The sequence below is a fragment of the Cognatishimia sp. WU-CL00825 genome (assembly GCF_040364665.1).
Classification (GTDB): domain Bacteria; phylum Pseudomonadota; class Alphaproteobacteria; order Rhodobacterales; family Rhodobacteraceae; genus Cognatishimia.
This window is the reverse complement of record NZ_BAABWX010000004.1, coordinates 13,808-32,519: the sequence shown is the minus strand read 5'-3', so window position 1 is coordinate 32,519 and position 18,712 is coordinate 13,808. Positions and strand designations below refer to the sequence as shown.

24 protein-coding genes are annotated in these 18,712 nt (G+C 54.6%); 10 read left to right on the top strand and 14 right to left on the bottom strand.

Annotation, left to right across the window (positions count from 1 at the left end):
- Positions 1-35: 35 nt before the first annotated feature.
- Together ABXG94_RS13590 and ABXG94_RS13585 are read right to left on the bottom strand one after the other, a co-directional pair.
- Positions 36-1,022, bottom strand: coding sequence for an NAD(P)H-quinone oxidoreductase (locus tag ABXG94_RS13590; RefSeq protein WP_353535025.1), 987 nt, complete (start codon positions 1,020-1,022; stop codon positions 36-38).
- A 51-nt stretch (positions 1,023-1,073) separates the two neighbouring features.
- Positions 1,074-1,745, bottom strand: a complete 672-nt coding sequence (locus tag ABXG94_RS13585) for a COQ9 family protein (RefSeq protein ID WP_353535023.1) — start codon at positions 1,743-1,745, stop codon at positions 1,074-1,076.
- Positions 1,746-1,854: 109 nt separating this feature from the next.
- On the opposite strand from ABXG94_RS13585, the gene rpsU reads away from it, so the two are divergent.
- From rpsU to ABXG94_RS13570, 3 genes are all read left to right on the top strand, one after another.
- On the top strand, positions 1,855-2,061 hold the full coding sequence (gene rpsU, locus ABXG94_RS13580) for a 30S ribosomal protein S21 (RefSeq protein WP_085306716.1): 207 nt from the start codon (positions 1,855-1,857) through the stop codon (positions 2,059-2,061).
- 188 nt (positions 2,062-2,249) lie between these two features.
- A complete protein-coding gene (gene yghU / locus ABXG94_RS13575; RefSeq protein ID WP_353535020.1) occupies positions 2,250-3,125 on the top strand; it encodes a glutathione-dependent disulfide-bond oxidoreductase in 876 nt (291 codons plus the stop codon).
- Between the two features lie 157 nt (positions 3,126-3,282).
- The gene (locus tag ABXG94_RS13570) at positions 3,283-3,990 is read left to right on the top strand and encodes a hypothetical protein (RefSeq protein WP_353535018.1); all 708 of its coding nucleotides are present in this window, start codon (positions 3,283-3,285) and stop codon (positions 3,988-3,990) included.
- 20 nt (positions 3,991-4,010) lie between these two features.
- On the opposite strand, the gene ABXG94_RS13565 is transcribed toward ABXG94_RS13570, so the two are convergent.
- Positions 4,011-4,469 carry an Lrp/AsnC family transcriptional regulator gene (locus ABXG94_RS13565; RefSeq protein WP_353535016.1) on the bottom strand — a complete coding sequence of 153 codons (459 nt, stop codon included), beginning with the start codon at positions 4,467-4,469 and terminating at the stop codon, positions 4,011-4,013.
- Positions 4,470-4,605: 136 nt separating this feature from the next.
- On the opposite strand from ABXG94_RS13565, the gene ald reads away from it, so the two are divergent.
- Entirely contained in the window at positions 4,606-5,724 is a 1,119-nt protein-coding gene (gene ald / locus ABXG94_RS13560) for an alanine dehydrogenase (RefSeq protein WP_353535014.1), read from the top strand.
- On the opposite strand, the gene ABXG94_RS13555 is transcribed toward ald, so the two are convergent.
- Positions 5,721-6,644 carry a LysR family transcriptional regulator gene (locus tag ABXG94_RS13555; RefSeq protein ID WP_353535011.1) on the bottom strand — a complete coding sequence of 308 codons (924 nt, stop codon included), beginning with the start codon at positions 6,642-6,644 and terminating at the stop codon, positions 5,721-5,723. The two genes, ald and ABXG94_RS13555, sit on opposite strands and share 4 nt — an antisense overlap.
- Positions 6,645-6,699: 55 nt before the next feature.
- Between ABXG94_RS13555 and ABXG94_RS13550 the strand changes: the two genes are divergently transcribed.
- Positions 6,700-6,981 carry a DUF1330 domain-containing protein gene (locus ABXG94_RS13550; protein WP_353535008.1) on the top strand — a complete coding sequence of 94 codons (282 nt, stop codon included), beginning with the start codon at positions 6,700-6,702 and terminating at the stop codon, positions 6,979-6,981.
- 75 nt (positions 6,982-7,056) lie between these two features.
- On the top strand, positions 7,057-7,656 hold the full coding sequence (locus ABXG94_RS13545) for a protein-methionine-sulfoxide reductase heme-binding subunit MsrQ (RefSeq protein WP_353535004.1): 600 nt from the start codon (positions 7,057-7,059) through the stop codon (positions 7,654-7,656).
- A gap of 43 nt (positions 7,657-7,699) precedes the next feature.
- Here the strand turns inward: ABXG94_RS13545 and ABXG94_RS13540 are convergent, their stop codons facing one another.
- Together ABXG94_RS13540 and mscL are read right to left on the bottom strand one after the other, a co-directional pair.
- Positions 7,700-8,506 carry a mechanosensitive ion channel family protein gene (locus ABXG94_RS13540; RefSeq protein ID WP_353535001.1) on the bottom strand — a complete coding sequence of 269 codons (807 nt, stop codon included), beginning with the start codon at positions 8,504-8,506 and terminating at the stop codon, positions 7,700-7,702.
- Between the two features lie 76 nt (positions 8,507-8,582).
- Positions 8,583-9,017: a large conductance mechanosensitive channel protein MscL gene (mscL, locus tag ABXG94_RS13535; protein WP_353534999.1), complete on the bottom strand. Its 435-nt coding sequence runs from the start codon at positions 9,015-9,017 to the stop codon at positions 8,583-8,585.
- Positions 9,018-9,154: 137 nt separating this feature from the next.
- On the opposite strand from mscL, the gene ABXG94_RS13530 reads away from it, so the two are divergent.
- Entirely contained in the window at positions 9,155-9,868 is a 714-nt protein-coding gene (locus tag ABXG94_RS13530) for a glutathione S-transferase family protein (RefSeq protein ID WP_353534997.1), read from the top strand.
- 64 nt (positions 9,869-9,932) lie between these two features.
- Here the strand turns inward: ABXG94_RS13530 and ABXG94_RS13525 are convergent, their stop codons facing one another.
- Both ABXG94_RS13525 and ABXG94_RS13520 read right to left on the bottom strand, forming a co-directional pair.
- Positions 9,933-10,382 carry a YtoQ family protein gene (locus ABXG94_RS13525; RefSeq protein WP_353534996.1) on the bottom strand — a complete coding sequence of 150 codons (450 nt, stop codon included), beginning with the start codon at positions 10,380-10,382 and terminating at the stop codon, positions 9,933-9,935.
- An 82-nt stretch (positions 10,383-10,464) separates the two neighbouring features.
- The gene (locus ABXG94_RS13520; RefSeq protein ID WP_353534993.1) at positions 10,465-11,097 is read right to left on the bottom strand and encodes a class I SAM-dependent methyltransferase; all 633 of its coding nucleotides are present in this window, start codon (positions 11,095-11,097) and stop codon (positions 10,465-10,467) included.
- An 84-nt stretch (positions 11,098-11,181) separates the two neighbouring features.
- On the opposite strand from ABXG94_RS13520, the gene ABXG94_RS13515 reads away from it, so the two are divergent.
- Positions 11,182-12,075, top strand: a complete 894-nt coding sequence (locus ABXG94_RS13515; RefSeq protein ID WP_353534991.1) for a LysR family transcriptional regulator — start codon at positions 11,182-11,184, stop codon at positions 12,073-12,075.
- Between the two features lie 85 nt (positions 12,076-12,160).
- Here the strand turns inward: ABXG94_RS13515 and pheT are convergent, their stop codons facing one another.
- A complete protein-coding gene (pheT, locus tag ABXG94_RS13510) occupies positions 12,161-14,572 on the bottom strand; it encodes a phenylalanine--tRNA ligase subunit beta (protein ID WP_353534989.1) in 2,412 nt (803 codons plus the stop codon).
- 136 nt (positions 14,573-14,708) lie between these two features.
- Between pheT and ABXG94_RS13505 the strand changes: the two genes are divergently transcribed.
- Together ABXG94_RS13505 and ABXG94_RS13500 are read left to right on the top strand one after the other, a co-directional pair.
- Positions 14,709-15,062, top strand: a complete 354-nt coding sequence (locus ABXG94_RS13505) for an ArsR/SmtB family transcription factor (RefSeq protein WP_353534987.1) — start codon at positions 14,709-14,711, stop codon at positions 15,060-15,062.
- Positions 15,062-15,556, top strand: coding sequence for an SRPBCC family protein (locus ABXG94_RS13500; protein ID WP_353534985.1), 495 nt, complete (start codon positions 15,062-15,064; stop codon positions 15,554-15,556). The genes ABXG94_RS13505 and ABXG94_RS13500 overlap by 1 nt, the downstream gene beginning before the upstream one ends.
- Before the next feature lie 61 nt (positions 15,557-15,617).
- On the opposite strand, the gene pheS is transcribed toward ABXG94_RS13500, so the two are convergent.
- The 5 genes from pheS to ABXG94_RS13475 all read right to left on the bottom strand — a co-directional run bounded on the left by pheS (position 15,618) and on the right by ABXG94_RS13475 (position 18,684).
- Positions 15,618-16,688, bottom strand: coding sequence for a phenylalanine--tRNA ligase subunit alpha (gene pheS / locus ABXG94_RS13495; RefSeq protein WP_353534983.1), 1,071 nt, complete (start codon positions 16,686-16,688; stop codon positions 15,618-15,620).
- A 63-nt stretch (positions 16,689-16,751) separates the two neighbouring features.
- Positions 16,752-17,639 (bottom strand): fatty acid desaturase, encoded by an 888-nt coding sequence (locus ABXG94_RS13490; protein ID WP_353534981.1) that lies wholly within the window; start codon positions 17,637-17,639, stop codon positions 16,752-16,754.
- 123 nt (positions 17,640-17,762) lie between these two features.
- Positions 17,763-18,128: a 50S ribosomal protein L20 gene (gene rplT, locus ABXG94_RS13485; protein ID WP_353534980.1), complete on the bottom strand. Its 366-nt coding sequence runs from the start codon at positions 18,126-18,128 to the stop codon at positions 17,763-17,765.
- Between the two features lie 13 nt (positions 18,129-18,141).
- On the bottom strand, positions 18,142-18,342 hold the full coding sequence (gene rpmI, locus ABXG94_RS13480) for a 50S ribosomal protein L35 (RefSeq protein WP_353534978.1): 201 nt from the start codon (positions 18,340-18,342) through the stop codon (positions 18,142-18,144).
- Between the two features lie 117 nt (positions 18,343-18,459).
- Complete coding sequence (locus ABXG94_RS13475; RefSeq protein ID WP_353534975.1) at positions 18,460-18,684, bottom strand: hypothetical protein; 225 nt, start codon at positions 18,682-18,684, stop codon at positions 18,460-18,462.
- Positions 18,685-18,712 lie beyond the last annotated feature (28 nt).

Genomic DNA, 18,712 nt, shown 5'->3' with positions numbered 1-18,712 from the left:
GGAAATCATCGATTTCACCGAGAGGGGCAAAGCCCCTATTCTGCGACCTTCAAAACAATCTTGCCAATATGCTCACCTGCCTCCATGCGCGCATGGGCTGCGGCGGCATCTGCCAAATCAAATTCCTGATCCATCACCGGTGCAATGCGGCCGGCATCCAAAAGCGGCCAGACCTTAGCGCGCAATGTCTCGGCAATGCGCGCCTTGGCCAGATCGCTTTGCGGGCGCAGGGTTGATCCGGTGATCGTCAAACGTCGCATCATAACCTGAGCAAAGTTAAACTCCACTTTGGGGCCTTGCAGAAACGCGATTTGCACCAAACGCCCATCATTGGCCAGGGCGCGCACATTGCGCGGTAGATATGATCCACCCACCATATCCAAAATCAGATTGGCCCCACCTTCAGCCTTCACAACCTCAACAAAGTCAGCCTCCCGATAGTTCAGCGCAACCTCTGCGCCCAAATCGCGACACACAGCGCATTTTTCCTCTGAACCTGCCGTGGCAAACACCCGCGCCCCAAACACCGAGGCCAGTTGAATGGCCGTTGTGCCAATGCCAGAACTGCCCCCATGCACCAGAAACCGCTCGCCTGCCTGCAAGCCGCCGCGCTCAAACACATTGCTCCAGACCGTGAAATAGGTCTCTGGCAAACAAGCGGCCTCGCGCAATCCCATGCCCTTTGGCACCGGCAAACAATGGGCCGCGGGGGTCAAGACATAATCCGCATAGCCACCGCCGGGCAGCAGGGCGCAAACCGCATCTCCTTCGGCCCAGTCAGTGACGCCTGGCCCCACCGCCGCAATCACGCCCGAGGCTTCAAGCCCCGGCAAAGGGCTTGCGGTTGGCGGCGGCGCATATTTGCCCGCACGTTGCAGCGCATCAGGCCGGTTGACCCCGGCATAGGCCACTTTGATCAAGACCTCACCGGCGCTGGGTTGTGGCTTGGCAACTTCACACAATTGCAACACCTCCGGGGCACCGGGCTGCGTAATCTCCACTGCACGCATCATTTCGCTCATGCAAAATCCTCCAAGTTTTTTGTAAGTCGTCTGTTTGCCAAGCCTGCGAGTTTAATCGCCGCGCCATTGTCCGGGATATCCGGTCATCGGCTTTGGGGCTTTTATCCGTCCCAAAGCCTCCAGCGGTCCGGCCAAGGCTTTGCCCAAGGCGCTGCCTTTAAAGGCGGCTTTGGCCTTCTCAAATTGCATGACATTGTCGATGCGCCGATCCAGAAACGCCCAGGTGTTTTCATGCGCGGCGCTGTCATCGCCCAGCCAAAACAACACGGTTGCTGTATAAACCGCGCTTAAGGTGGCGCGTTTTGAATACCAATTGATGTCTTCTGACGTATCCCCCAGCGCGCGCCAGATCGCATCAGCTGTGCCCCAGATCAGCCCGCTGCCCGTGGCCGCATGCTGGGGCAAGGCAAACAGGGTTGTGCCCCGGCGCACCACTTCTTTGTCGCCACATTGTTGCAAGCGCAGTTTCACCGCAAAACCCACTTTGTCGCGAAACCGCATGTCGCTCAGGTCTGCCGCCTGCAAAGCCGCCGTCATGCGCACATCACCCAAACGATGTGACGCCACGGCCAGATCCACCGCGCCACGGGGAAAAATCGCCCGCGCCACTGCCGCATCTACACCGGTGTCAGCCACCGCCGCGTCAAAGGTCACATCGCTCCAGCCATCAAATGCAACATGCTGTTCGGCGGCCTCTATCAGGCGTGTTTTTAACTCAGTCATAGGGGGCTCCCAATTTCACCCCTATACTAGACACATCCCAATGGCTTTGCTATAGGGGCAGCTCCTGCAAATCCTTGCAACTACAACTTAGAAAGGTGGTGAAAACCACATGCAGGTTAGTGTTCGCGACAACAATGTCGATCAGGCGCTTCGTGCCCTGAAGAAAAAGCTGCAGCGTGAAGGCGTTTTTCGTGAAATGAAGCTTAAGCAACATTTCGAGAAACCGTCCGAGAAAAAAGCGCGCGAGAAAGCTGAAGCGATCCGCCGTGCCCGTAAACTGGCACGTAAGAAGCTACAGCGCGAAGGTATGCTCTAAGCAACCCTTCTCCAGCTTTTGGATACTGTTAAGAATAGACGACCCCCGAAGCCCCGGCCTCGGGGGTCTGTCGTTTCAGGCCCAAGCGAAGCGTAAAGGTGCAGCTTTCATCACATTTTCATGAGCGGCATGGAATTAACGCCGCCGGGCTCTAAAGTAGGACCCAAAGAAATTTGAAAGCGAGAGACATGTCAGATAGCACGTATGTTCCCCCAAAAACATGGGTCTGGGAGCCAGGCAACGGCGGCGAATTCGCCAATATCAATCGTCCGGTTTCTGGCGCGACTTTCGACAAAGAACTGCCGGTGGGCAAGCACCCTTTGCAACTTTATTCACTGGCCACGCCAAACGGTGTGAAAGTCACCGTCATGCTCGAAGAATTGCTGGCCGCCGGGCACAGCGATGCGGAATATGACGCTTGGTTGATCCGAATCGGTGAAGGCGATCAATTTGGCTCTGGCTTTGTCGGTGCCAACCCAAATTCCAAAATCCCGGCCCTGATGGATCACAGCACAACCCCGCCGACGCGGGTGTTTGAAAGCGGCTCTATCTTGCTGCATTTGGCCGAGAAATTTGACGCCTTCCTGCCCAGCACACCTGCAGAACGCGTCGAGACCATGAACTGGCTTTTCTGGCAAATGGGCAGCGCGCCTTATTTGGGTGGCGGCTTTGGCCACTTTTACGCCTATGCTCCGGAAAAATGGCAGTACCCCATTGATCGGTTTACCATGGAGACCAAACGCCAGCTTGATGTTCTGGATCGTCAATTGGCCAACAACAGCTTTATTGCCGGCGACAGCTACAGCATTGCAGATATCGCGATCTGGTCTTGGTATGGGCAATTGGTCCTAGGCCGCCTGTATGGTGCCGCAGACTTCCTGGATGTCACCAGCTATCATCATGTGATGCGTTGGGCGCAACAGATCGACGCCCGCCCCGCTGTACAACGTGGTCGCATCGTCAACCGCAGCTTTGGCGAACCTCATGAACAGTTGCACGAACGTCATGACGCCGGTGATTTTGACACCAAAACGCAGGACAAGCTGCAAAACAACGACGCCTGATTGATCAGCTGACCTTGATGCCCGTCAAGGTCAGCCTCCATGCAAAAACGCATTTAGCTGATACGTTTTTGTGAGTGTTTTGTGATGGTTAGACCATTGAGAAGCCCGATCATCAACCGCATCTAAATGGACAACGTAGTTCATCAGAGCGCAAACCATGATCCGATTTCCCAAGACCGACACCACTCTTCTTACCGCCATCATGCTTGTGCTGGGGCTTTCTGTGACCATAGCTCAATGGGATCAAAACCTGTTTGGGACCCGTTTTGCGATCGAAGACGGGCCGGTTGAATACGCCACGGCGCTGTTTCTGATCCTTAGCGGCGGGGTTCTGTTGCAAAGCAAAAGCCAGCTGATCAGCGCACACCGCATGGGCCGCGCCTTTACCACGCTTTATGCAACAGTGTTCTTTCTAGCCGCCGCCGAAGAGATTTCCTGGGGACAGCGCATATTTGGCTGGGGCACAGGCGACTTCTTTGCCGCAAACAACTTTCAAGACGAAACCAACCTGCACAACCTTGTGGTTGGCGACGTACATCTGGCAACAACCGTATTTGGCACCCTGTTGTCGCTTGTCATCTTGCTCTACCTCGTGGGTCTGCCGCTTTTGACCCCGCGCCTGACCTGGCTGGCTGGCTTGATGAAGAAAATTGCTCTGCCCATTCCGGGAAAACGCCACGCTTTGATTGCGGTTGTGGCAACCCTGGTGATCGGTGCCATCGATGCGCCGCGCAAATGGGAGGTCTATGAATTGGTATTTGCCCTCCTAACCGTTTCTATTTTTCTGAACCCGTCAAATCGGCTGTATCGCAAACAAAACCGCCCGGCGAGAATCACAATGGGTTGGTGGTACGACCCGGCATGACACTTGCCTGACGCGCAGCGCTAAAGTGGCAGCGCGGTGGTTTTGAACACGGTGCGCAAAGCAAAAGAACTTTGCATTTGCGCGACGCCGGGCAGCCGCGCCAGATATTGCCGATGAATGCGCGCAAAATCATCGGTGTTTTCCGCGACAACCTTCAGCAAATAATCCGCCGTACCCGCCATCAAATGACACTCCAAGACATCTGGAATGCGCGCCACGGACTTTTCAAAGGCCTCCAGCACCTCGTCGGCCTGCCCCGACAGGGTAATTTCCACAAAAACCGTGGTCGGCACCGACATTTTACGCGCGTCCAGCAACGCCACATAATCACGAATATAGCCATCGGTTTCCAACCGTTGCACCCGCCGGTGGCAGGCAGAGGGCGACAGGTTTACTGTTTCAGATAGATCCGCATTGGACATGCGCCCACGTCTTTGCAGTACTCCCAAAATTCGGCGATCTGTTTGATCAAGTGACATATATTCGAAGATCCTTTCAAGTTTCTTAGATATAACGCAATATTCTGTAGTTTACATGTTTTTATTTCGCTCAAAAAAGCAGCACATTTTGCGGCCGATGGCGGATCATAAACAAAAGCAAACAGGAGGTCGGCACATGAAAATCGGATGCCCCACAGAGATCAAACCCCAAGAGTTTCGCGTTGGCATGACGCCAGATGCGGCCCGCGAGGCCGTGAACCATGGACATGACGTTGTCATTCAGGCCGGTGCCGGTCTTGGCGCGGGGTTCCCAGACGCCGATTACATTGCAGCAGGTGCTGCAATCATCGACACAGCGGCGGAAATCTTCGCCACCGCGGACATGATCGTAAAGGTCAAAGAACCCCAAGCGATCGAGCGCAAAATGCTGCGCAAAGATCAGCTGCTCTTCACCTATCTGCACCTGGCACCAGACCCCGAGCAAACCCACGACTTGCTGGAAAGCGGTTGCACGGCCATCGCTTACGAAACCGTCACCGACGATCGCGGCGGCCTGCCTCTGCTCGCGCCGATGTCCGAAGTGGCCGGCCGTTTGGCCCCACAAGTGGGCGCTTATACTCTGCAAAAGGCCAATGGCGGTCGCGGCGTTTTGATGGGCGGCGTGCCGGGTGTGGCCCCGGCCAAAGTTGTGGTGATTGGCGGCGGTGTTGTTGGCACCCATGCGGCCAAAATCGCCGCAGGTATGGGCGCGGACGTGACCGTGCTTGACCGGTCTTTGCCACGTCTTAGATATCTGGACGACGTCTTTGGCGGCACCTTCAAGAACCAATACTCCACCGCTGGTGCAACAGCAGAGCTGATTGCCGACGCGGATATGGTGATTGGCGCGGTTTTGATCCCTGGCGCAGCCGCGCCAAAGCTGATTTCACGTGCGCAGCTCTCTGACATGAAACCAGGCGCGGTGCTTGTGGATGTGGCCATCGACCAAGGCGGCTGTTTTGAAACATCCAAGGCAACCACCCACGCGGACCCAATCTATGAGGTCGACGGCATCATGCATTATTGCGTTGCCAACATGCCGGGTGCTGTCGCACGCACTTCCACCCAAGCGCTTGGCAATGCCACTCTGCCATTCCTGTTGGCCTTGGCCGACAAAGGCTGGCGCAAAGCCTGCGAAGATGATCCGCATCTGCTAAATGGTCTGAACGTACACGCTGGCCAACTGACCTATTATGCGGTTGGCAAAGCCCTAGGTCTGGACGTGCTTTCCCCTGCGCTTGCGTTGAAATCCTAAGCTCTTGGGCACTTGCCCTCAAACAACGGTCGCAGCGCAATCAAACGCGCTGCGACAAATTCCATAAACACCCGGATACGGGGCACATGTTTCAGATCGGCATGGGTTAAAACCCACAAGGACCTGAATTCAAACAACGGCATGCCCGGCACCCGCTGCATCTGCGGATCGGTATCGCCTAAAAAACAGGCCATGCGCGTTGCGCCAATGCCCGCGCGCACCGCGCCCAGAGCGGCAATCATGTCATCCACCGTCAGTTGCACCTTTAGATTTGGACGCACCGCTTTCACCTCTGGCGGAGGCCCTGGCCAGTGGGCAAATCTAATCCAGTCCAGCGGCGCAGAGCCCCCCGGATCATTGGCAATCAGCTCTGGCGTCGCATAAACCCCGCCATTGGTGTCCAGCAAGCGCCGCCCGACCAAAGTATCTGGCGGTTTTTTGGAAAACCGTATCGCTACATCAGCTTCGCGCTGCGCCATATTCACCGGATCATTGGTCGCCACCAAACGCAGATCAATCTCGGGATGGGCCGCGATAAAATCCCGACAGATGGGCGCAAGAATCCGCTGAAACAGCAATTCCGATGCCGTCACCCGCAGCACACCTTTCAGCTCTGAATCGCGCGCACCAATGCGGCGGTCCAATTCCGCTTCCTTGTCGGCCATCTCTTCGGCGATGCGCACCGCATCCAACCCTGCCTCGGTGGGCACATAGCCACTGGGCAGACGTTCAAACAACCGCGCACCCAACGCGGTTTCTGCCGCAGTGATGCGCCGTGCAACGGTGGCATGGTTCACGCCCAGCACACGGGCCGCACCGCTCGTGCCCCCGTGGCGGGCGGTTTCCAACACAAAACGCAGATCATTCCAGTCCATCATACCCTGATCATATTTGCACATTCGCCATGCAGCAATGATCATTTTTAATCATCACATGTGCGACTAACCTTCGGGCAGATCAACAAAGGACAGCCCAATGACCGCCTATGCACTTGTGACCATCTCACTCCAAGATCCAGAAACCTTTGCCGCCTACCGCGAACTGGCTGGCGCTGCTTTGAAAAAGCACAACGCCGAAGCCATGGCCGTTTCAAAAGAAGCAGAAGTGATCGAAGGCACCGCCCCAGCGCCGGACGTGACTGTTATTCTGACCTTCCCTGATCGCGCCCATGCCAAAGCTTGGATCAACGACCCAGAGCTTGCCGACGTACACGCGCTGCGGCAAAATTCAGGCATCACAAATATTATTTTGATGTAAATGCACTTTTTGGCGACGGAAATTTTCGTCGCCAACGTTTAACGGTCAATCCAACTCTTATTTCGGACATGACCTATGCTTTCTCGACTATCCCCGTATTGGCTCTGGCTGTTGCTCAGCCTGCCCGCCATTGGCATTCTCAATGCCGCCTTTACTTCGAGTGACCCGCGCATTCTGCATGAATTGCTGCATCCCACCGGCGAGTTTTCTGCCCGCTTTATGATTATCGCCATGTTGGCCAGCCCGCTGATGCTGGTTTTAAAAGGTTGGCGCGGACCGCGCTGGTTGCGTAAAAATCGCCGCTACTTTGGCGTCGCTGCCTTTGGCTATGCGCTGCTGCATACGATTTTCTACCTGTTGGATCTGAATGACCTAGGACGCGTGATCAACGAGATTCCACGGTTCTATATCTGGACAGGTTGGGTGGCGTTTCTGATCTTTGTGCCCTTGGCCGTCACCAGCCACGATTACTTTGTGCGTAAAATGGGCCGCGACTGGAAAACCCTGCAACGCGCCACCTATGGGGCGGCTGTGCTGACCTTGTTGCACTGGGCGGCGTTGCATGAATGGGGCGGCATTGGCCCGGCACTGGTGCACTTTGGCCCGCTGATCGTGCTGGAAACCTACCGCGCCTATTATTGGACCCAGCGTCGCATGCGCTCTGCACGCGCCTAATTGTTGGGCGGGCTGCCCCTCAACAGCCCGCCCGATGCGGGGCCTAAGCGTTACGCTTTAGCTCCACAACATGTGGATACGGAATGGACACGCCTTCCGCATCAAACGCTTCTTTGACCGCCTGAGTCAAAGCGAACTTCAGCTCCCAGTAATCCGCCGCCGCACACCAGACGCGCGCGGTGATATCCACCGAACTGTCGCCCAGATTGGTCACACGCACCCAGGCCTCTGGGTCCGACAGCACCCGTTCATCCGCATCCGCAAGGCGCGCTATGATGGCTTTGGCTTTTTCAATGTCATCGCCGTAATCGATGCCAAACACCATATCCACGCGCCGCGTTGCATGGTGCGAGAAATTGGTGATCACACTACCCCAGGCCTGGCCATTGGGCACGATGATCTGCACATTATCCGGCGTCGCCAATTCGGTGACAAACAGGTTGATATCTTTGACGGTGCCCGATGTGCCCGCAACTTCGACAAACTGTCCCAATTTGTAGGGCCGGAACAAGATCAGCATAAAGCCCGCCGCCAAATCGCTCAGCGTGCCCTGCAACGCCATGCCGATTGCCAGCGTGGCAGCGCCCATAATGGCAACCAGACTTGTGGCTTGAATGCCAAAAATCCCCAGCACCGCAATGGCAACCATCAGCAAAATTACCCAACGCACGATAGAGGCAACAAAATTGCCAATTGTGTCGTCGATATTCTCGTTTGCAAAAACCCGACGGCGGATCACGCGGCTGACCAGGCCAGCCACCATCCACCCGATGATCAGAACTGCCAGCGCTTTTCCGGCGTTCATCACCAAACCGGCATGCGTCTGTGCAAACTCCAGGATCATTTCCATATTTATTCTCTCCATTCGAAAGGGCCGGGAATCCCGGCCCTAATTAGTCCACCGCTAGGGCCCTGCCCCAGCACATTTATTTCTTCAAAGAATCGCGGATTTCCAACAGCACATCCAGCTCGCTTGGCCCGGCTGGGGCCTCCTCGGCGGGGGCGGCTTCTTCTTTCTTCTCGGCGGCTTCTTTCACTTTATTGACATAGCGCACAAGCATGAAAACCACGAAAGCGATCATCAAAAAGTTGATCACCGCCATGATAAACGCCCCATGGGCAAAGACCGCAGCTCCGGCTTCTCGCGCGGCTTCAAGACTGGCACCAGCAGGCACCTCGCCCGACAGAACAATATACAAGTTGGTGAAATCAACACCGCCGGTGAAAACACCGATGATTGGGTTGATCAAATCCCCGACCATTGATTTCACAATCGCCGTAAAGGCCGCGCCGACAATTATGCCCACCGCCATATCCATCACATTGCCCTTGGCAATAAAATCCTTGAACTCACTCAACATAATAATGTCCCTCTTATGTCCCCTAAACGCGCCCATTTTGCATAAACGCACATCGCATCGCAAATTACGCACGATTGCCCCTCTCGCACCAAGGGAAAAATCGCCTATGTTCCCCCTAAGCTAGAACGGAGCCCCCAATGACCACGACCCAAACATCGCTTGCCCAATTCCCAATCACCCAAAAATGGCCCGCCACTGACCCGTCAGTTCTGCAGCTATATGCCTTCCCAACGCCAAATGGTGTGAAGGTCTCTATTGCACTGGAAGAAATCGGCCTGCCCTATGAGGCGCATCGCGTGACTTTGTCAGATGCCGACGTGCAAAGCCCGGAATTCCTGTCGCTGAACCCGAACAATAAGATCCCGGCGATCATTGATCCAAATGGCCCAGACGGTGAACCCATCGGCCTGTTTGAAAGCGGAGCCATCCTGATCTATCTCGCGGAAAAATCCGGAAAATTGATTGGTGAAACCGCAGCAGACAAAGCCAAGGCCATTCAATGGCTGATGTTCCAGATGGGCGGGCTTGGTCCAATGTTGGGTCAATTGGGCTATTTCACCAAATTCGCTGGCAGCGCAATCGAAGACCCACGTCCCCGTGACCGCTATATCGTCGAAGCAAAACGCCTGCTGGCGGTGCTGGAAAAAGAACTCGACGGCAAAGACTGGATCACCGGCTTTTATTCCATCGCTGATATTGCCATTGTTCCGTGGCTGCGCGGGCTGTCCTTTTATGGTGCCGAAGAGCTGGTGGGTCTGGATAAACTGCCCAACCTGCAAGCCTATATCGCCCGTTTCCTAGAGCGACCTGCGGTTCAAATCGGGCTGAACAACCCGCCCCGCGAAGCCTAGTCCAGATACACAAAGGCCCCAGAGACTGATCTGGGGCCTTTATGAAATTTCTGGCAGCGCGTTCTTAATCAGGCAATGCCCCGGTCAGAACATATCGCAGCGCCTCAACAACCTGCTTTGGCTGCTCGGCCACCACAAGTGCGGCCGCATCCACCTCTTTTAGCGCGTGTTGATGATCCGGCCCATGCAGCACGATCAACGACTTACCAAGCGCAGCAGCATATCCCGCATCAAACGCCGCATTCCACTGTTTGTATTTTTCACCAAATCGCACCACAACCACATCCGCGTCTTCGATGCCCTTGCGGGTGCGAATGGCATTTAACTTTGCGCCTTTATGGTCGTGCCAGAACTTGCTGGATTCATCGCCTAAAATCTGCACGCCACAATCATCGCTTGCCGCGTGATCTGTGATGGGGCTTGCGAATTCAATCGCCAAACCCTCTGACCCATTTACAATTTGTTCGCGCCAGTCAGTGTGAATTTCGCCCGACAAATAAACCTTTAGCGACATATCAAGCCCCCCTGTTTGAAGGCGCAGTATCGCCGCTTGCGGCCAAAGCGTCTAGCGAAATGCCGCACCAAAACCCCGCCGATTACCGCTTGCGCGCCACGATATAGCGATTGGCGTTGGTTTCTGGGTAATGCGCGGCTTCAACCGGTTCATATCCCGCCTGCCAAAACATCTCTTCAAATTCTTCGACCGAGCGCATCGCCACAAAGGGCGCTTTGCCCAGCTTTTGCATCACTGGCAGCACCAAGCGCATCACGCGGTATTCCATTTGCAGGCCGCGTTTTGGTTTGCAAAAGGACTTAGAGATAAACAGACCGCCGGGACGCAAGCTGTCATGCACGGCAGCTAAAACCTGCGGCAGATCTTCGATCAAATGCAGAATGTTATGCGCCAGCACCACATCAAAGGGGGCCGCTGGAAGCTGCGCGGCGTCACATTGCTCAAACCGCACGTTTTCAATGCCCTGCTCTCTGGCCTTAGCGCGGCCAACATCAAGCATCGCGTTAGAAATATCAGTGGCCACAATCTCGGCCACGGCATCCGCCAACAGCAAAGCCGTACTGCCGGTGCCAGCCCCGATCTCCAGTACGTGATCCCCTGCCTTCAAATAACTGCGCGTGCGATCCAGCGTAAATTGATAGGCTTCGGGATCCTTGATTGGGCTTTTGGCGTATTTCGCGGAAACGCCATCCCAGAACTTTTCTTCAACCAGCATGATATTGCTCCTTTGGCGAAACAATACCCACAGCAGCCTTATAAAAAAATTGCGCAAATTCGCAGCGAGCTTATACATATTCGTATGACCTCAGGATCCTCCCTCCCCGATTGGAACCATATTCGCGCGTTTCTAGCCACCGCCGACACCGGTTCCCTCTCTGCAGCAGCCCGTCATCTGGGGCTCACCCAACCGACACTCAGCCGCCAGGTTGCGGCACTCGAGGACGAGTTGGGCATCATGCTGTTTGAACGAGTTGGCCGCACATTAGAGCTGACACAAGCCGGGGTCGAAATGCTTGAACACACCCGGCTCATGGGCGAGGCCGCAGATCGGGTCTCGCTTGTGGCCACAGGGCAATCACAGGCGATTGACGGCGAGGTGCGCATCACCGCCTCAGATGTTTTCTCGGCCTACCTGTTGCCACCTGCCCTAAAAAAGCTGCGTGAGGTTGCGCCAGATCTCTACATCATCGTAGTGGCCGCCAACGAGATCCAAAATCTGATGCGCCGCGAAGCAGACATTGCCCTGCGCCATGTGCGTCCAGAACAGCCCGACCTAATTGCCCGGCTTGTGGCCGAGCCCAAAGCCTATTTGTATGCCGCGCAAGACTACCTTGATACCAAGGGGGTCCCAACCACGCTGGCCGATCTTGCGCATCATGATTTTGTGTCCTTTGGCGACACCAAGGAAATGATTGGATTTCTGGAACCACTTGGCATGCCGGTAACCCCCAAAAACTTTCCGATCGGGTCCAAAAACGGCCTTGTGGCTTGGCAGCTGTGCCAAGACGGGTTTGGCATTGCGATTATGGGGGAAGATGTGGCGCAATTGACGCCGGGCATGGTGCGCCTGCTGCCTGACATGCCGCCCATCGTTTTTCCGATCTGGTTGGTGACCCACCGCGAGTTGCACACCAGCCGGCGCATTCGACTGGTATTTGACCTGCTTGCAGATCACCTTTCAGGGAAAAAGTAGCCCTAAAGCAAAACCCCCGGCGAAACCGGGGGTTTTAGGCAAACGAATCGTACGTTTCAGGCCGCGAAACGTACAAATTGTACAATTAACCGCGTAATGTACCGCCGGTCGCTTTGTTAACTTTGTCGATGATCTTGGCCGCCACGGCCTCGATGTCTTTTTCCTTCAAAGTCTTTTCTTTTGGCTGCAAACGCACGGTCATGGCGATGGATTTCTTGCCCGCACCCATTTGTTTTTCAGCCGTTTCGCCTTTGAATTCATCAAAGATACGCACGCTGTCTATCAGCTCTTTGTCTGCGCCATTGGCGGCATTCACCAGGGTCAAGGCTTCAACAGAGGTGTCGACGACAAAGGCGAAATCCCGTTCAACGGCTTGCAAATCGCGCAATTGCAACGCAGCGCGCGTGGCCGACTTCTTACGCGGCATCGGAATCTCTTCTGGATAGATCGTAAAGGCCACCGCGGGCCCCTTTACATCCATTTCAGCCAGCACCTTGGGGTGTAACTCACCGAAAACACACATTGTTTTCTTTGGACCCAAACAAATTCGACCATGACGACCCGGATGCCACCACTCGGCGCCGCCGCGTTGGATTTGAACTTTTGCCGGCGCGCCGATGGCAGCTAGAACGGCCTCGGCGTCTGCTTTTGCATCAAACAGGTCTACGCCCCGGCTTTCGCCATGCACATCTTTGGCGGTGCTGCGCCCCACCAAAAGGCCGGTGATCTGTCCATGCTGTTCACCCGGTTCGCCACCGTGAAAGGCAGGGCCCGCCTCAAACAACGCCAAGTCCATAAACCCACGCGCCTGATTGCGCGCCGCCGCCTGCAACAAGCCCGCCAAAAGATCGGGGCGCATATGGCTCATTTCGCTGGAAATCGGGTTTTCCAACTTTGTTTCGTCTGATCCACCACCAAACAGCTCTGCTGATTTTTGGTCGATAAATGAATAGGTTACGCATTCATTATAACCAAGTGACGCCGTGGTACGGCGGCCTATTTGTTCACGTTTTTGGGCCGGCGTTAAGATTTGCGCTGGCACACCCGGATTGACCCGCGGCAATGGAATGCCCTGCAATTTCGTCAAAGACGCCACCCGCGCAATTTCCTCGACAAGGTCCGCTTCGCCCTGCACATCCGGGCGCCAAGATGGCACCTGCGCCATGTCGTCCTCTAGGATAAAACCTAGGTCTATCAAAGTCTTACGCTGTTGATCTGCTGGAATTTCCATGCCGACCAAAGACTGAACGCGGTCTGTATCCAGCTTGTAAGCGCGGCTGACATCGGGCACTTCGCCCGCGGTCACCACGTCCGATGGCTCACCACCACACAGCTCGATGATCATCGCTGTCGCCAGGTCCAAGGCTTCCATATTAAACGCCGGATCAATCCCACGTTCATTGCGATACCGCGCATCCGAGTTGATCTTTAGTGCCCGGCCCGTCATGGCGATCTGGATGTGATCCCAATAGGCGGCTTCGACAAAAACATTTGTGGTTTCTTCGGTACAGCCCGTGGCCAAGCCACCCATGATTCCGCCAATACTTTCAACGGCTTGATCATCCGATATCACAACTTGGCCAGGGCCAAATGAGTATTCTTTTTCATCCAATCCCACCAAGGTTTCGCCACCTTGGGTGCGGTGAATACGCAGGTCACCCTGCACTTTATCAGCGTCAAAAACATGCAGAGGACGGTTGCGGTCAAAGGTGAAAAAGTTGGTGATATCCACCAAAGCAGAGATCGGACGCAGGCCAATCGCCGTCAACCGATCCTGTAGCCACTGCGGAGAGGGACCATTCTTGACGCCCTTGATCATGCGCCCAGCAAAGACAAAACAGCCGTTTTCGCGCGTATCTTCGTCGATGGTCACTTTGATAGGTGACGAATAAGCACCTGAAATGTCTACTGTTTTCGCAGGTTTCATGGTGCCAAGCCCACGCGCTGCTAGATCAAGCGCGATGCCGCGTACACCCAGGGCATCCGGGCGGTTTGGGGTGATCGCGATGTCAATCACTGGGTCGACCTTGGCTGGATCGTTTTCCGCCAACCAGTCAATAAATTTCTGCCCAACCTCACCTGACGGCAATTCGATAATGCCGTTGTGTTCGTCGGACAATTCCAATTCGCGCTCGGACGCCATCATGCCGTGGCTTTCAACGCCACGGATGTTGCCAACCTTGATGGTGATATCCAGGCCCGGAATATAGCTGCCGGGTTTGCACAGAACCACGGTGATGCCTTCGCGCGCATTGGGTGCACCACAAACGATCTGGCTTTCGCCCGCGTCTGTTAAGACGTTGCAAACCTTCAGTTTATCTGCGTCAGGGTGCTTTTCTGCATGCAGAACTTTGGCGATAGTAAACTCTTTCAACCGGTCCGCAGGGTTATGAACCTCTTCGACCTCTAGGCCCAAATCCGTAAGGGCATATAGGATGTCGTCAAGGCTCGCGTCGGTGTCCAGGTGGTCTTTCAACCAAGAGAGAGTGAATTTCATCGGTCCATTCCGCAAGTCAATATCGGGTCAGATTGGCTTTAACGGATATGCTGCAGAGGGGGAAGGGTTTTGGGCGATTTCAGCCGGATTCAATCGGGGCTTGACCGAATCTTCTCACTTATATAACCATTAAGTTATGGAACAGATCAGTTATGCACAACCAAACCCAAACCTAGACGCCGTTTTTGGGGCCCTCGCCGACCCAACCCGGCGGGCCATATTGGCACAGCTTTCCGGGGGCGATGCCTCGGTGAATGAATTGGCGAAGCCCTTTGAAATGAGCCAGCCAGCAATCTCTAAGCATTTGAAAGTGCTTGAGAATGCGGGTTTGATTGATCGCGCTATCGACAAGCAGCGCCGCCCAGCGCGCCTTCGGGCAGCGCCAATGGCGGATGCGGTTGCTTGGCTAGAAGAGTTTAAAAAGTTTTGGACCGGATCATTTGATCAATTGGATGACCTGCTCGAAGAATTGAAACAAGGAGATACCTGATGAGTGAATTACCAACCTATGTTTTAGAACGCACGTTCAACGCCCCACCCGCCTTGGTGTGGCGCACTTGGACCGAACCAGAATTGGTATCGCGCTGGTATGGGCCCGGCGTGACATCGATTGTGCATAAAATGGATGTGCGCGAAGGCGGCGAATGGCTGCACGAAATGAAAATGAGCAAGATGTCGAGCTTTCAGCGGGCTGATTATTCTGAAGTTTTGCAAGATCAGCGTCTCGTCTGGCTACACGGCAACACCGACGCCGATTGGAACATATCCGCCAATCAAATGATGCCCGATTGGCCGCGTATCCTGCTGACAACAGTGACGTTTCAAGCGGATGGCGACAAATGCCAGATGCGGCTTGAATGGGTGCCACATGACGCCACCGATGCCGAAATCGCTTGTTTTGAAGGTGCCATGGAAGGCATGGGCAGCGGCTGGGGCAAAGGCATGGAGATGCTGGAAGAGATTTTGGCAGAGTTGCAGGCTTAGTCGAACATAAAAATAAAAAGGCGGGCATTTGCCCGCCTAACATTCGTTTTTATTCATTAGCTTACCGCGTCAAACCACCGTGCAAGGTCGGTTGATCCAATGAAGCAAAGCCATAGTGGCGCAGCCAGCGCAGGTCTGAATCAAAAAACGCGCGCAGGTCTGGGATGCCGTATTTCAGCATCGCCAGACGGTCGATGCCAATGCCAAAGGCAAAGCCTTGGTATTCATTGGGGTCAATGCCACCGGCTTGCAGCACCTTTGGGTGCACCATGCCAGAGCCAAGCACTTCGAGCCAGTCGTCGCCCTCGCCGACTTTGACAGAACCATTTTCCCATTTGCACTGAATATCAACTTCGGCTGATGGTTCAGTGAACGGGAAATGCGAGGCGCGAAAGCGGGTTTTGACGTTGGTGCCAAAGAAGGCCGTAAAGAACTCTTCCAATACCCACTTTAGATTGGCCATCGAGATGTCTTTGTCGATCGCCAGACCTTCGATCTGGTGGAACATCGGCGTGTGGGTCTGGTCATAATCGGCGCGATAAACACGGCCCGGACATACAATGCGAATTGGCGCGCCTTGCTTTTCCATCGAGCGGATCTGTACCGGCGATGTGTGTGTACGCAACACATGTGGCGGGCGCGCGTCGCCTTCGGCGCGATGAGTATAAAACGTGTCCATTTCGGCGCGCGCCGGGTGGTGGCCCGGAATATTCAGCGCGTCAAAATTATACCAATCGGTTTCGATCTGCGGTCCTTCGGCCACGGCAAAGCCCATGTCTGCAAAGATCGCAGAGACCTCTTCGGTGACCTGTGAAATCGGGTGAATAGAGCCTTGACGGCGCGTGCGACCAGGCAATGTGACGTCCAGCCATTCGGTGCGCAGACGTTCATCAAGAGCGGCATCTGCAAGCGCCGCTTTCTTGCCGGACAGGGCAGAGTTGATCTCGTCTTTCAACGCATTCAGCTTTGGCCCCATGATCTGGCGCTCTTCAGGAGACATCTTGCCCAGCTCGCGCATTTTCAGAGCAATTTCGCCTTTTTTGCCAACCGCCTGCACCCGCAGATCTTCGATTGCAGATTCATCGGCAGCATCCGCAATCAGGCTGATATACTTGTCTCTGAGATCGTCCATCTTATAACCCTTGCCGCAAATTCTTCTCTGCGGGTTACCGCGCAATCGCGCGACGTGCAAGCGCTAGCGTGTTTCGCGCAGATACTCGGCGGCAAAACCAGTATATCCATCAGATGTCACGACATGATGCCCCTCAAGAGTTTTGTGCAGGACCGAAAGTTGATGAAATGGCACGGCTGGAATGGTGTGATGCTCCACGTGATATGGCATGTTCCAAGCGATAAAGCGGACAAACCTTGTGGTGTAAGTTGTGCGCGTGTTTTCGAACATGTTGGCGACATAGGCACAGCGACCGTGCTCGGCCAAAAGATAAAGACGTAAAAATGGCATACCCAAAAACGTCGGCAAAATCCAAACCCAGAACACAAACCCGGTCATCGCAAGGCTGAGCAGACTGACACCATAGAAAGCCAACATGATGCGCGCTTCGCGGGTCACGCGCGGATAAGCACGCTCTGGCACGTAGTTGTGGAACCGTTTCCCCTTGGCATTGCGCCAAATCTGTCGCGTCATTCCAATCCAATAAGGAATGCCTGTTAGGTACCAAACAAACGCCGCACGGCCTTCGGGCTTATAGCCCGACATCAGCTCTGGGTCTTTGCCCGGAATATTGGTGTGGCGATGATGCGCCATATGAAAACAACGGAACCAAAAGAACGGCTGCAAGATCAACAAACCAGAGAGCCAGCCAGCCGCTTCGTTGATCCATTTTGTTTTAAAAGGCGTTTTATGCGTGGCTTCATGTTCCAGTGTGAACAAAAAGCTAATCACGACCCCCTGAATAACCAAAACGAAGGGCCAAAGAAACCAGCCTCTTAGAATCCAAAACGATCCAATCACGATCAACGCGATATGACCGGCAAGATGGACCATTCCGGGACGATCTCGGGTCACCATCAGAGCTGCAAGGTCGCTTCGATCCAGCGAACCAACAAAGGTCTTGTGATCCATGTGAATGCCTGTCGTCTTCTTATTTGCCAATTGGGGCAATATGAGCTGCGGCGCTTAATAAGCAAACAAAAAACGCCGCGTCCAATGAACGCGGCGTCTATTCCTTGTCACACAGGGCGTGGCTTATGCAGCCAATGCGCCTTGAGCTTGCTCAACGATCGCAGTGAACGCTGCTGGCTCGTGCACGGCGAGATCCGCCAGAACCTTACGGTCCACTTCGATGCCAGCCAAGTTCAGGCCGTTGATGAATTTCGAATATGTCAGTGATTCGTCATGTGCACGGACAGCAGCGTTGATACGCTGAATCCACAATGCGCGGAAATTACGCTTCCGGTTCTTCCGGTCGCGAGTCGCGTATTGGTTGGCTTTATCAACTGCCTGAGACGCAACCTTGAAGGTGTTCTTCCGGCGGCCGTAATAGCCTTTTGCTTGTTTGACGATTTTCTTGTGACGGGCGTGGGTAACTGTACCACCTTTAACGCGAGACATAGTTCAGTACTCCTTAGCGAGCGTATGGCATGTAGGATTTAACGATCTTCGCATCAGGAGCAGACAATGTTGTCGTGCCACGTGCGTTGCGCAGAAACTTGTTCGAACGCTTGATCATACCGTGTTGTTTGCCAGCTTGGGCAGCTCTTACTTTGCCGCTCGCCGTCACTTTAAAGCGCTTTTTGGCGCTTGATTTGGTCTTCATCTTAGGCATTTCCGTCTCCTTCATAGTCGTCGGTTCAAACGCGACTCGGCATGCCACTCAGCCGGACGCGCGTATAGATGGCGCGATATACGCCGCAAATTGTGAAGCTGCAAGAAGTATTTGAGCTTAACGGATCAGGTAGGCTATCTGGGCGATCACCACTTCTGGGATTTGCTGAAGCGTGTAGCCTCCGGGCTTGGTTGCCAGGGCCCAAGCAACGCAAGCACCCGCAAGAATGATACACAGCGACGCTGCCCGTTTGGACCGCCCATCAGACAGTGCCGACAAAAAAGCCGGCACTGAAAACACCACAAGAACAAGGCCAATTGTTAAGACAACATCCGTGTTCACGGCTACCTCCGCATCAAATTACTGATGC